This window comes from Planctobacterium sp. R6 (assembly GCF_055755215.1).
Map to the genome: position 1 here is coordinate 1 of NZ_JBVTQY010000028.1, position 13337 is coordinate 13337.

Consider the following 13337-nt stretch of genomic DNA (forward strand, 5'->3'; position numbering starts at 1 on the left):
TGTTGTGGAACTTAATCCGGAGAGCAAAAAAGAAGCAGCTTAACGGCTTAGGCGACAACTACCTTGAAAAACGCCGTGTTCTCCGACAGTCACCGACCAGACATTTAATTCTGCCTTCAGGTGGTATGAGGTTCTTAACGACAGAGACTGTATGGCCGGGTTGCAGATCTTGTCTCAATTCGTCAGCATATTCATGTGCTCGTCTTTCCTCTTCCTCAGGTGAAATGAGGTGAAAATAGCACTTGTGGACCAGATGATTATTTTCGTCATGCTTCAACGTCATCCATTCTTCCCTAAATTTTGTTCTAGTCATGAATTTATTGCCCCACTGTAAGGTGTATTAGTTGTTAGCTTATTGCCTGAGCTGCAATGTATTGAATTAATCTTGTTACAGCCATGGCATCGGCAACGGCTGAGTGGGCGCGACCTTCAAACGGAAGACCACTGAAATACATAGAGTCTGCCAGGCTGATACTGCCATGCCGGTTAGTGGCACCAAAGTATTCAACAGCAATATCGTACATCGTGCATATATCGGCATTTTGGATCCACCCGTAACAGGGCGCATCAGGGGTGTGCCTGCTGTTTTCCAGACAGGTTTTGTCAAAGTCCAGGTTGAACGCTGTCCAGCGTCTGCCTTCCATAATGTTTGCAATGTCACAACTCACCGATTCAAATGTGGGAGCGTCCTTGATATCGTCCTGCGATATACCATGAACTTCGTATGCTCCGTTTGATATTTCTTGGTCGGTATGCACGAGAGATTCATACAAAACGTTAGAGGTAACAACATCGACCAGGGCAACCTGGACCACCGTGCCGTACAGGTCCGTCGTTTCAGTGTCTATGGACACCAGATTGCCCGATTCAATGATTTCCCTGGCAAACAGAGCTGCCTGGTTTTTTCGGCTTTTTACTTTTGCGCCATGTGCCAGATGTTGAGAGGCCAGTACCTGGGCCTCTGTTCTCGGATTTTTATTAAGCGGTCGCATGGGGATACACTGTTTCAGTGTGAAGCACTGAACCCAGGTGCCATAACTGTTTTTATATTCATACCCTGAGACAGTTCCTTTTTCAGGTTTTACCCGGAACACCTCTTTCAAGGTGGTTTTTGTATGGTGTTTTTCCGATAAGCCTGCCTCCGTTGCAGCAATACGACGTTGCTCAAAGCCCATATCAGCAAAACCCTCAATTTTCTGTGAATAAAAATCAATAGCAGTGCGCATAAACCCACTTCACTTTTTGTGTTGCAATTGAATGTATTTGCAGCTGTTTGGCTTTAGGTATGGCATGCATTACGGGATTAAACTATCACTTCACATTTAACTAAGAGCAGGCAACGCCACTCGCATTTGAAAAGCAACTAAAGAGCGTTAATGTTTACCTGATCGCCATAGGTTGCTTTTTCGTATTGAATCTCAATTAAGCGCTCTCTTCGAATAGCTAACCGAAGTTCAGCTTCAAATCCTGGCTCGTTTAACGCTCTGATACTGGTTTTAACATCATTAAACAGCTTCGTCTTATATGGACTTGATAAAAGGTCGTAATAATTATTGGCCTCCATCGCTGAGCACCCCAGAATATATTGGAGCTCTCGACTGTCTGAGTGGCCAAGTTGCAGGTTTCTGACCGCTATAGCTGCCATGACATCAATTTCAATTTTTACAATGGCAGTCCTGTTTTTAGACTCCATCACAAGGCGATAGCTGTCTGGCTCATATCCAATATCCTCATCGTCGTATTCTTCACCTTCGAATTCTGCAGCAATCATTGCTTCAAACTCTTCCCAGTCATGAGTGTCGGGATCGATGTAATTTGCCCACTTTTCTTTATCCGGGGTAGTGCATCTTCTGAGAGCAGGGACGCCCTCTTCAAGGTCCGGCAAGTCGTAATGTCGCTTGAGTTCGCGAACTGAACTCTCTACCAGGGGAATATCGCCCACGAGGTTAAATCGTTCAAGTTTAACCCCATACTCTTCGGCATAATTATATGCGCCCTGAATATAGTTAATCCGCCATGCATGAAAGGGGATACCGAACAGGAATTTGGAATGGAAAATATTACTCTTTTCTAAATCAATCTCGTCATTTCCACAAGCTCCCCATCCACGGCGATGAGCTTCAGACTGACAAAAGTCAATGATTGACATTACCAGCTCGTTGTCAAATTCGCTTTCTTTTTTTCCGGACCATCGGGGAGAGCCTGTTGCGTTGCAACACCAGTCTGGGGCAGTGTCTGCGTTTCCTAACGTGTATGAAAAACCCATTTAATGTTTCCTCGCGTTTACACCATTCAATTTTTATAGGTCAAAACGGCAAATGTGTATCTCACCTTTTTGCCACTCGCCTTCAAGATCAAAGAAGCGTCCTTCTTTGTTTGTTGAATCTAACTTCAAGTCACCGATAAACCTCTCTTTGGCGTTTTTCTGCCAGTGAGAATAGGCCCACCTTTCGATATCGCCAGGGTCGCCTTGATATTTAAAATTTATCTCTTGCGCAGGAACACCTTCGGATCGCCAGAGGTCTTTTATCCCGGTAATCTCAATGATCGCACCAGAATTTATAAAACCCTTCAGATGCTTGATCAGATTAAAACATAACCGTCCATCGTCACTGATATAGACCGCACCCATAGAAGAGTGGAAGGGCTTTTTATCTGCAACATTTTCGAATATACGTTGGATATCGGCATGGTGCCCCGACGTCCTGCCGTCAATGTATTCGTCATTATTCTCAAGATAACAAACATACCTGGTTTCTAGGTCAAGCAGCGACGCTATGATGTTTTCAGGTATGGTGAGCAGATCGTCATAGTGATCGTATGCTTTATTTCGGTCTATTCCGTTAAGGATGTCAACGGCTGTCTCTGAGCGTTTATCGGCTTTTTCCTTCTGCTTCTTCTTGTAATACACTTCAGCGGCAATTTCTTTGTCGTACTGGATGTCACCCCATGAGTGAGAATTGTCCTGCATTTGTTGATAGCCCCATAAGAAAGCGTGTGTGTCATGCAGCAAAGTTAAAATGTTATTGGAGATATCTCGTTCAACACCTATCAAGGCTTCTGTCTGTAATTCATAGAATTGAGCACCGGCACTTTCATAGACTGAATAGGGATAGTACTTTGTTGTGCCAAATGTGGAGGATGCTTTGTCTGCCATGGCCAGTATTTCCAAATGGATTAACTGCGTTCTTTTCTTTGAAATACGGTCATCGATGAATGTGACAGCATCATTATGGCATTCTCTGTATCCAAGATAACGTTGATCATGAAATATCCCTACCCAGCCTGGAGCATGTTCAAAGTGGTAACCTCTGTAGTTCAACTCAGTTGATTGCATTGTCAATTTACCTTCTCTCTTTATTTCCAACGTATTTTTTGATTAGTGTCTCAAGTATAAAGACGGACAAATAACAAATTTCTGGATATTCGGTTAATAAACATCATCTATTTTGATTCTGCAGGCATAACAGGGAGTCCGGATGAGCTTGCTTGCTGGGTCTCAAAGATTCTCCATAATTGGGTGACCTTACCTGACTCATAAATAACTGCCGGTACAGCTCTTCTGAAATGAGGTCTTCTTCCCAATAAGTTTTTTCCAGTTGTCGTCTGAGTGCGTTCGATAATCCAAGCCCTTTGCCCAATGCAGCCCGCACGTTCACTTATCGAGCACAGCGGTATAACAATTATCACACCCCGCACCAACACCGGTGGAATGTGCTATCGGTCCATTCGATATTGGTTTGAGTTGCCATAACCTGACTATCGTGTAGGTAACGAAGGCGTCAGGTCTAATCGCCGTGTCTCCAATGGCCAAGCCCTTACACGCTCAAAATGCGGAAAAGGGATACAAGTCCGACATTTTATACTAGCCCATGCTAATTCAGACTTATTCAGGCGTTCGTTTTTTAAAAAGTAGCTAAAATCCAACGCCATCCAAAACATTAGTAACACTGCAATATATTTCATATTCTTTCCTGTTTGTTCGAGACTCTATAAAGAGCCTGCCATTTCTATGAGTGATAGTTGTTTTTCATTCTTATCATGTGGGATAGTTTTGCCTTTACTGGACAGATAGCTCCTTGCAAGGCGCTTTATTCGGTCTCTGTCGACTTGTTGTGAAACCGGGGCCGTACCAGGGTCTTGAATGCCTCGACTTTGTGACTCTTTTAATCCAAGCACATCAAGCACTACCGGATCTGAACCAAAATTCGTTGCAACATAGAACGAGAACACTTCATCCTCCTGGCCATCCCTGTCTAATCTACCAATGCATTGATGATGCACCTTGGGTGACCAATCGAATTCCCCAAAGACCACAGTAGAAGCCCTGTGCTGCAGCCCATCAGTACCCGCGCCTGAACGTAGGCTCATGATTAATATGTCTGACTCACCCGAAAGGAATGCTTTTTTGTTGGCGTCTTTTTGGCTTTGAGTTTGCTGGCCTGTGTAAAATAGCGGATTGAGATCGGATAGCTCCTTTTTCCATATCTCATATACTTCGTGGTGCCAGCCAAACAACAGTATCGGGGTCCCGGTTTCGACAAACATTCGTACGAAACCAGCCACCTGAACCGCCTTGGCAACGCCGGTCATAAGGCGCATTCGCATATCAAATTCACGGGCGGCTCTGCCTGACTCCTCAAAGGAGCCAGATAACGTTTTTATCGCAAGGCTTTCGGCCAGACGCTCTGCTTCATCAATTGCTTTGGTTGAATGATCAACCCATTCGATACAGGGTTGTGTCTGTTTGGCCTCCTGACCAACATCCGACTTTGTCCTTCGCAAAATCATTTGAGTTTCACGGAGGTACGCACCTAATGCATCAGGATCGCTTACAACACCGCCGTTGTTGCACCATTCGCGCCGGAATTCATCAGTGGACCCCAATAATCCAGGTCGTAATATGTCTATAATGTTCCATGCTTCAATGCCATAGTTGTAGATGAGAGTTGCAGTCAGGCCAACTCTGACAGGTACAACATTGCAGATAGCTTTGGCAGCTTCCCCCTTGTTCGACTCTGTTCCTCTCCTGAGTTGTTGAACCTCATCAAACGCAATGGCTTTAATCCATCTCTGAGTGAATACGTCCACCCACGGACTGAGCTGAGAATACTTTGCGATATAGATATCTGCCGATGGTAAGTCATATGGTTTATTGCCTTTCACCAGGTGCACTTTTAGATCGATAAACTCTTCCGCTTTTTCTCCCCACTGAGCCTGCAGGTGTGGTTCGCAAATGATAACTAATGGCAGATTAGCAGGGGTAAGCGCAATCCCCAGCCCCTCGTAGGTTTTTCCAAGACCAACATCGTCGATAAGAAGCAAACTTTTCATAGTATTAATGAAATCTAATGCCGCCAGTTGATAGTTTCTGAGTTTTTGACCGGGTTTAAGGCCTGCGCGAGATGTTGGAATATACCCAGGGCAAAGGATAGCTTCAGCGTCCTCCATGAGTCTGGTATATTTTTTACTTTGACGTTTTAATCTTGCCAGCGTGGGCTTAGTTGCAGTCAAGGTATAGCGTTGAGTAAACCAAAGCAGATCAGACGCGTTATCAAGCGTGTCATTTAGCGGAAAGGGTCCAGTAGAGGATTTGCGCACTCCGGGGAATAACTGCTTAAAGCGTATCGCAACATGAGGTTTGAGTTGTGACACAACCCATTGCCCAGATGACTTTTCAAATTCAAGATGTCCATAATTCACAATTGACATTCTCCGAGATAAAAAACTCTTGCAGGCTTGTCCTCAATCAAATCAGGTAAGGCTTGTGCCCGTGCTGTTGCTAAAAGCAAGCCATTAATTTCTTCACTTTTGCAATAGCGTTCACATTGTCTGAATACCTTGGTTCGATTCCAATTTTTAGAGGCTTTCACTTCAAGACCTATGCCCGTGTTGGGAAAGTAAAAATCAATAACACCGAATTCCCCAAGAGTGTATTCACGGTAGAAAGTAGCCCCTAGCTTCTTGAGGTGCATCTCTATTTGTTCCTGGCATACAGACTCATTGGTGTAGTCATAAGCCCCAGCCTGAATAACTGATTTCAAATTATCCAGAGCTTTAGCTGTTGAAAATTCAATACTCACTGCAAATAGACCTTACCTTTGCCTCTCTCTGCACCATCAAACATGTGAAAGGCAAGGCCGACTCACTATCTGGAGGTGGAATAAGCGTAACCTTTTCAACCGCTGTAATAAATTTCATGGGTTTATTCCTGTTTTGTCAGACATTTAATCGGTCTTTGGCGCGCTTTAATCGACTGACGATAACTTGTGATAAGGTTGTATCGTCTGCATCAGCAAGTGATTTTAAGATGGCATGAGCTTCATCAGATATTGTGATGGTTTTCCCCTTCGATCTCATTCGGGCGTTATTGAGCGCAGAGGTCAGTTTTTTTTGTTGACCGGGAGTTAACCATTTGGCAATCCAAATATTGAGATCAGATGGAGTCTCATTTAGTGAATGCAGGGAAGTGACTACATCATTTTTTCGATTGGGTGATACTGACTGCCAGTAAGAGACACGACTTACGGATCTAAGAAGGTACTGTTTGGCAAAGTAGCAATCGTTTGAATCTCTGATCATAGGTTATTTTTAAATTTCGTTGTTTCACTGCTTTAATAAAGTCACCTGTGACGGAAGCTGGAGTGTCACAGGTTGGTTTTGTTCTTAGCGCCTTTGTTACCGGGACGTTGAAAAAGTCGCAGACATTGCTGCTTCACTAACAACATCCATAGAAAACAGATCTACAAGTGATGTGATTACGTGAAAATAAATAACGATTGCGCTGACTGAAAGAACAATTTTTTTAACATACTTAAATGACATGAGATTGTTTCGTCCAGATTGATTTTTGTTCATGTTACCTTACCTGCATCTTCATAGTTGTTTAAGAATTTCCTGAAACCAGATTCATGTAGTTTTATAATCCTCTCACTTGAGAGAGGTTATCGATCGCCGTCTGCTGCATCAGATTGGGTGAGTCAGTTTGCTGTTGAGCCATGTTAAATCTTGTCTCGTAGCTATCAATAATAGCCGCAATGCGGTCATGTCCTGCCAACTTAAACGCTTTAGCGACTGGTCGCCTACCTTGCCTTGCTTTAGATACATCCACTCCATTATTTAGTACGGCGACGACTAAGTGTTCGAAGTCTATTTGTGCCTCTGTATCACTTCGCTGATTTTGGATGTAAGCGGTGATAGCTTTAAGATCCCTGGCATTATCAACATTTGATTGTTGTGGCTGTTCAAGAACGGCCCTTAACGCAATTTGGGTATCAATAGCCAATGCGTCAGCTACACTGTGGTATCCAGATGCTACACCGTTGAAGTGCTTATTATTCTGCGAATCTGGCGCTCGTAAAAGATATTGATTCAAAGCGTTAATGAGGCTAGCGTCAGCATCATGACAAGCATGCAATGTAGCTTCAAATAACGACGGTGGTACATGGTTGTTCAACTGCAGCGAAAGACACGGCCTTGTTAAATCCACACCTGAATCAAGACAAACTTCCAGGTTCCTGAAAGCCATCTGTCTTACATTTTGGAGTTTTGTATAGTTGCTATTCGTTTCATTCTTTCCGCTAGCTAACTGATCATCTAACGCCAGATGCCCATAACGTAAGTATGACAAAGCCATCTCATAAACATGAGAGGGCCAAGATGCATTTACATCTAATGTAGGTAAGAGCCGGTTAAATGTATCAACTGGGGTTTCCCGCACGAACCGCTGTAACGCAATGTTGTAAGACTCATTTTTAAGTTGATATTCGCTCGTCATAGAAAGATAGCTCAAGTTATTAATACATTCAGTTTATCACAAATTGCCACCTTAACAAGTGCGAATATATTACTACTTATGCATAGTTTAGGTGTATTTTATTTTGCTACTGAGAAATGAATTGATTTTTTGCAGGCTTGACATATTGTGCATATATTATAATATATAGGCACAAAACATATCCATGAGCTACTAAAATGCAAAATGATACAAAGTTATTTGGGATAGATACCGCTATCGGAATAAGAATGATTCTTGAAGAAATGTGCTTCAAATATCATGGGGCACATGATGAATCATGGAATAAAAAAATAGAGTCACTGTATTTTTCTCTGAGAAATGCTCCCTATTTCGCACGTCAATCTAATCCTCTGATGTTCAGGGGGTATCCTGGTATGGGTAAAACCACTTCGTTTGGGGTTGCGAGTAGAATGTTTGCGGATTTTATGGGGCTTGATTATAAGCCGGATCCTACAGAGGCGGACCTGGAAGAATGGATGAAGGACGGCTCAATCAGTGAAAAATTTATTCTGGTCAAGCATGAAATGGCGGGCGAAGTTTCAAATATGCAGGTAGCCGGAATACCTTCGAAAAAAGAAGTTGATGGAGTTGAGTATCTATCACAGTTAAAGTCTTTGAAGTTTCATGCGCTGACACAAGCTAAAGCGGCCTGCCTTGTTATCGATGACTTTTTGAATGCGCATGCTAGTGTGCAAAATCAGATGCTTCCCATTTTTGAAGAAGGTCGATTTCAGGGAACAAACTTTGGTAATACCTACATTGTAGGGACCGGGAACCTTGGTGCAAAAGATAACACTAACATCAGCAATATGAGTTCGGCAAATGCCACCCGATTGCAAAGTTACAATGTTACGGATACCGTTGAAAACTGGATAGCTCGTGCTGAAGAGCAATACCAGGATGATATAGGAGATGCGCTTCTTGGAAATTTTTTTAAAAGCTACCTTCACACTGGTGATGGTAGCATTTTTCATAAACCTTCAAATGACAAAGACGGCAGTCCTTATCCGTGCGCAAGAACATGGAGTAAACTATTAGGTCCGTTGCGCGTGTACTACAACGAAGCAAAATATTTTATGGAACAAGGGCTGGGATATGACCACCTAACGACTGAAATTAACAGAGCGGCAAGTGGTTTGGTGGGTAAGGAAGCAGCATCAAGTCTTGAAGCTTATTACACAAGCGTATTTTCCGGTGCCATGCCAGCTGCTGTTCAGATAATCAAAGACGGTAGTGTTAATGAAAAATTAGCAACAATTCTAAAAGAACAGCTTGTTACGAGCAGACACACTCAAAGTGCACATTGGTTTGCTAATCAATTTGGCGCCGCATTAGCTGATGAGGCTATTGCGGCCTTTAAGAAGGCCGGTGGAGATAAAAATAAGGAAGATGGCATTCTGAATAATATAGTTTCTGGTTGGTATGATTATGGTATGGAGCCGGCAAAGATTAGTTATGCGGTGGCATCATTTAAAGATAAGTTGGTATTACGACTTAAAGATAAAGCGGGTTTTGTCAATGATGAAGGAGTGACGCAATTATCAGAAGATATGAAGACTCGACTGGACATGATAGTTGGTAGAAATCCGGTTGCACAAACTGACATAGGAGATGGCAATTCACTAGCAGAAGATACCTATGTAGCCGTTATATCGAACTCCGCATTTGTAAAAGACAATTTTGATGATGATTTAGGTCGCAACACCCACGCAGCAATCCAGGAAATAGCGGAGAAGCTTAATAAGCAAAAAACTCAAGAAAATAACTTTAACTCAACCTCCCAATATGACGATTCAGTTAGTGCAACTTTGGATGATCGGCGTGAAATCTCTGAAACGCCACAACAAATTAACAATGTAGAAAGAAAATCCACTGAAAATCCAACTCCGTCTGCACTTGTCATGGAATTTTAAACAGTTTGGATTGAGGTTTTGGGAAACGCAGTTTATTATGATCTAAATGATATATCATTTGCATAGCCCGGATAACATACTATGAACCAGAAAGTACTTAAATTTTTTAGGCCAACTGATAACAAACCGTCTCAACCAGCGCCTGTAACTGTTTCTGATAGAGAAGCAATAAAGAAAAAGCGCCAGGAAATATTGGCAGTGAGAGAGAAGTCTCTTGCTGTTTCGACAGGCGAATATAAAGATGTGATCTCAGATGAAAGCGTGCAACAGGTGAAAAGAAAAGTGCAAAATTCAGCGCTGTCCATAGCAAGGGGCGCAAAACTTTCTTGCACAGAGTATAAAGTGGATGCTACAGAGCGTTCTATACAAATAACTTTATGTTTCTCTGCTATAAACCAATTAAATATGGATGATAGCCACATCCTATTTCTCGAAAAAGCTGCAGAGTTGGGCGTAACACCTGACTGGCTTGGTCAGGCATTCGTTTATAAAGGCAAGTTCTACGTATTCAATGGTTTGGTAGAAAGAAAGGGAGATTACTTCTTCCGACTAACCGTTGAAAATGATATTCAGATGAAAAATGTGTTGATGCGTGCAAGTGAGAATGTAGTGACTCAACTGCGGAATATGATATTAGAATACAAAGAAGCAGTTGCATTTAAACACCAGCATTCAGAAATAGGAGTGCGATAGTTTCAACCCAGGATTGAAGAAATTACAAGCCCCCTCCCCGCTTCAAGCCGCTTTCTCAATGTGTATGTATTAGTGGATACTAACGTGGTAAGCGGCAATAAACTTTCGAGATCAAACCAAAACCCCTTGTCAGGATGCAAGACAATTGTCATAAGTGTAGGGATGACTACATGATTCGCCTGAAATCCGCATTGGTACTTAGTCAACTCAATTTTAAGTCAGCATTACATTAACCGGTTTTCTCACTCGTTCAACTTTCTTTTTTGATGCGTAACATTGAATAAACATAAATTATTCAATGCTAACTATTGGATATTTGAGAACAATTTAGTATGAAATGTTGTGCTTAGATTCGTACCAGAAAAACCAGTTGAGGTAGCTTCCCTGGTTGGAATTCAAAAATGGCTTGTTTACTCAACTCGCTCTGGCTTGAAGAAATTGTACCTACCATCGTGAGAATCAGAAGACCCGCGCCCCAATAACTAATTAACTCAATCATTTATCGAATTTTTGGCGGATTTAAGGTGAATTCAGTCGCTACACAGCATAAGTCGGTAAGCAACATTCTGATATACCAACGCCATTACCAAGCACAAATATAAAATTAACAATGTAGCGCACAAAAAATATTAGGAAATAGTGGGCCAATGTGGGCCCATATTATTTGTAAACCGGAAAAAAGTGCGCTAAAGTATATGCAAATATATTAACAGTTAGGCATATTATGAACTTTGGTTTTGATGACGGAATGTATAATTTGAAAGGCGTTGGTAGAACTGGCCCTAAGACAATAGAGTTTGAAACGCCGTCGATGATCAGAAAAGGGGTGGTTACGCACTCTAGTTCGCTATCAGATGCGGTAGGAATAAAAGATGGAAAAACGGCAACATACCTGCTCAATGATGTGGCCTATTCCACTGGTGCAGTTCAGAACAATCATCACCTAAATGAAAAGACATTCGGCATATCGGATGAGAATGTAGTATTGGTGCATGCAGCACTGCATGCACAAGGGTTCAGTGGCAAGTCTGTAAACTTGTGTACTGGCCTACCTTTTGCCAGCTATTACCAGGTAGTGCAAGGCAAGCCGAACGAAAAGTTGATCGAACAAAAGCTTGAGGCGTTTAAGCAGGAAGTCACGCCATATGATAGCAATATCAAACCCGTTTCAATTGAACACCACATGGTAATGGCGCAGGCTGAAGCTGCGTATTTTGACGCGGCGATCAACATCAATGTCAAACATGCTGGAAAAGGGCTTTCATTACAGGCTACAGCTAATAAGGATATAACTGAATCGACAGTATTGCTGTTCGATGTTGGCGGCGGAACAGCAGATTTTGTTTTATTCGGGCCCAATGGAGTTATCGATTTTGATCGCAGTGGAACAATAGAACTTGGTGGTTGGAAACTCATAAGGGATGCCGAGGCAGCAATTAAAACGGAATTGAGTTTAACCGGCGATTATGATCGCTCAGCTATTGAATCGGCTCTGAGAACTGGCGAGTTTCAGGTTAATAAGTTTGAGAAAATCGACGTCAATGAAATAAAGAATTTGGTAATAGATAAACACCTCGATGCACTATTTACAAAAATGTACAACCGCGTAGGCAGGACCAGTGACATTGATGCTTTACTCCCTATTGGTGGGACCACTCTATACTACCAAGGCAGAGAAGAAAGGTTCACCAACAACAAACATATATTCCGCGTTAACAATGTGGTGACGGCTAATGCAAACGGGATGTGCAAAAAACTGCTACTTAATAAGGCGAAGAAATAGCCAGTCATTATTGGCTGATTAAGGTGATTCACTATGTCAGAACAAAAGCGATATCGTTTCAGAGTTGTAGGTGACGGAGTCAAAGAAAACACAATTAAGAAGTTTTTAGATGAACTGAACGAAAAGAAGCAAATTAATGCTTGGATTAATAAAGCCATTTGCGAAAAATTTGAACGAGACATGTTACTACTGGAATGTCAGTCTGATTTGGTTTCGACTATGGTCCAGCGGCATAACGAGCAGCAATTAAATGTGTCGGAATCAAATCCCCCCTCCCCTGCAATCGCTGGTCAAAATAAAGTTGTGAGCATTGCAGGCAAACAGGAAAAGTCCGGCAATAAGGTGCATGTACCGCAAAATAGAGTTTCAAATTCAGGAATGCTTGATGACGCCGAAGGTGACTTTTCTCACGATTGCGATGTAGGTCTCAGCACAGAGTATGACATTGACGGCGATATAATGCTGGAAGTTGATGATGCGGTGGCATCTCTGCTCTGACGAGTCAGAGCATATGTTGGGATCAGGTATTGAAAGCTTTAGAACGCAGATATTCAATAATTTTACGACCGGTTTGCTTAAATTGGGAAACTGTAGCTTCGACGTCAGCCTTATCCACATCAATGCCACGCTCTGAGAAGTCATTGATAATTTCCTGCTCAGCAGGGCCCGGAGATAATGCATGGGCGAGCATCACGTCCCGGAGTTCATCGTCTGTGAGTTCTTTTCTGAGAGAGATAGTCAGAATACGATCAGCTTGGTTGACAGCTCCTATGCGTAATTTGTGGTTATCCAATGCAGCGTTGATAAGTTCATTATTAAGTAACTTACCCAAATTTGCTGTGTTCTGGCTCATGTTGATACCTGCTACCTCTTTCACCAGGATTCGATTAAGAGCTGAAAATTCAGATGTAGACAATGTGTCAAAAAAAACAAGATTTCCAAAACGCTTTAGTGCGGGGCTTGGAACAGGAGAGTCTGGATATAACATGTATGCTACTTCGGCTTTCGACTGGCTTACATACAAGTTTACCACTAGGTCACGAGAGTGCTGTCTTGCGGAATAATCAAACCAATATTTCAGAGAGTTAGTGACTCCAGATAAATCATTAAAGTTATGCATAACAGTTACTAATTAGGTTAAGTATAAACA

The 13337-nt window shown here is 42.3% G+C and carries 11 protein-coding genes; 4 read left to right on the forward strand and 7 right to left on the reverse strand.

Annotation, left to right across the window (positions count from 1 at the left end; translation table 11 throughout):
* Window positions 1-347 precede the first annotated feature (347 nt).
* The 6 genes from AC0J20_RS16075 to AC0J20_RS16100 form a co-directional block, all read right to left on the reverse strand.
* Complete coding sequence (locus AC0J20_RS16075) at window positions 348-1226, reverse strand: 3'-5' exonuclease (RefSeq protein ID WP_473022485.1); 879 nt, start codon at window positions 1224-1226, stop codon at window positions 348-350.
* Window positions 1227-1363: 137 nt separating this feature from the next.
* Complete coding sequence (locus AC0J20_RS16080; protein WP_473022486.1) at window positions 1364-2266, reverse strand: hypothetical protein; 903 nt, start codon at window positions 2264-2266, stop codon at window positions 1364-1366.
* 33 nt (window positions 2267-2299) lie between these two features.
* The gene (locus AC0J20_RS16085) at window positions 2300-3337 is read right to left on the reverse strand and encodes a hypothetical protein (protein ID WP_473022487.1); all 1038 of its coding nucleotides are present in this window, start codon (window positions 3335-3337) and stop codon (window positions 2300-2302) included.
* A gap of 653 nt (window positions 3338-3990) precedes the next feature.
* Window positions 3991-5655, reverse strand: coding sequence for an SNF2-related protein (locus tag AC0J20_RS16090; RefSeq protein WP_473022488.1), 1665 nt, complete (start codon window positions 5653-5655; stop codon window positions 3991-3993).
* A gap of 44 nt (window positions 5656-5699) precedes the next feature.
* Window positions 5700-6083, reverse strand: a complete 384-nt coding sequence (locus AC0J20_RS16095) for a hypothetical protein (RefSeq protein WP_473022489.1) — start codon at window positions 6081-6083, stop codon at window positions 5700-5702.
* An 836-nt stretch (window positions 6084-6919) separates the two neighbouring features.
* Window positions 6920-7777 (reverse strand): hypothetical protein, encoded by an 858-nt coding sequence (locus tag AC0J20_RS16100; protein WP_473022490.1) that lies wholly within the window; start codon window positions 7775-7777, stop codon window positions 6920-6922.
* Window positions 7778-7974: 197 nt separating this feature from the next.
* On the opposite strand from AC0J20_RS16100, the gene AC0J20_RS16105 reads away from it, so the two are divergent.
* The 4 genes from AC0J20_RS16105 (at window position 7975) to AC0J20_RS16120 (ending at window position 12685) form a co-directional block, all read left to right on the forward strand.
* A complete protein-coding gene (locus AC0J20_RS16105; RefSeq protein ID WP_473022491.1) occupies window positions 7975-9711 on the forward strand; it encodes a P-loop NTPase family protein in 1737 nt (578 codons plus the stop codon).
* An 81-nt stretch (window positions 9712-9792) separates the two neighbouring features.
* The gene (locus tag AC0J20_RS16110; protein ID WP_473022492.1) at window positions 9793-10404 is read left to right on the forward strand and encodes a hypothetical protein; all 612 of its coding nucleotides are present in this window, start codon (window positions 9793-9795) and stop codon (window positions 10402-10404) included.
* 724 nt (window positions 10405-11128) lie between these two features.
* The gene (gene parM, locus AC0J20_RS16115) at window positions 11129-12187 is read left to right on the forward strand and encodes a plasmid segregation protein ParM domain-containing protein (RefSeq protein WP_473022493.1); all 1059 of its coding nucleotides are present in this window, start codon (window positions 11129-11131) and stop codon (window positions 12185-12187) included.
* Window positions 12188-12220: 33 nt separating this feature from the next.
* Window positions 12221-12685, forward strand: coding sequence for a hypothetical protein (locus tag AC0J20_RS16120; RefSeq protein ID WP_473022494.1), 465 nt, complete (start codon window positions 12221-12223; stop codon window positions 12683-12685).
* 22 nt (window positions 12686-12707) lie between these two features.
* Here the strand turns inward: AC0J20_RS16120 and AC0J20_RS16125 are convergent, their stop codons facing one another.
* A complete protein-coding gene (locus tag AC0J20_RS16125; protein WP_473022495.1) occupies window positions 12708-13307 on the reverse strand; it encodes a hypothetical protein in 600 nt (199 codons plus the stop codon).
* Between the last annotated feature and the right edge of the window lie 30 nt (window positions 13308-13337).

What these genes read in the sequence shown, in the direction of transcription:
- AC0J20_RS16075 (WP_473022485.1), bottom strand. Translation starts at nt 1,226, where the DNA reads ATGCGCACTGCTATTGATTTTTATTCACAGAAAATTGAGGGTTTTGCT.
- AC0J20_RS16080 (WP_473022486.1), bottom strand. Translation starts at nt 2,266, where the DNA reads ATGGGTTTTTCATACACGTTAGGAAACGCAGACACTGCCCCAGACTGG.
- AC0J20_RS16085 (WP_473022487.1), bottom strand. Translation starts at nt 3,337, where the DNA reads ATGCAATCAACTGAGTTGAACTACAGAGGTTACCACTTTGAACATGCT.
- AC0J20_RS16100 (WP_473022490.1), bottom strand. Translation starts at nt 7,777, where the DNA reads ATGACGAGCGAATATCAACTTAAAAATGAGTCTTACAACATTGCGTTA.
- AC0J20_RS16105 (WP_473022491.1), top strand. Translation starts at nt 7,975, where the DNA reads ATGCAAAATGATACAAAGTTATTTGGGATAGATACCGCTATCGGAATA.
- AC0J20_RS16110 (WP_473022492.1), top strand. Translation starts at nt 9,793, where the DNA reads ATGAACCAGAAAGTACTTAAATTTTTTAGGCCAACTGATAACAAACCG.
- parM (WP_473022493.1), top strand. Translation starts at nt 11,129, where the DNA reads ATGAACTTTGGTTTTGATGACGGAATGTATAATTTGAAAGGCGTTGGT.
- AC0J20_RS16120 (WP_473022494.1), top strand. Translation starts at nt 12,221, where the DNA reads ATGTCAGAACAAAAGCGATATCGTTTCAGAGTTGTAGGTGACGGAGTC.
- AC0J20_RS16125 (WP_473022495.1), bottom strand. Translation starts at nt 13,307, where the DNA reads ATGCATAACTTTAATGATTTATCTGGAGTCACTAACTCTCTGAAATAT.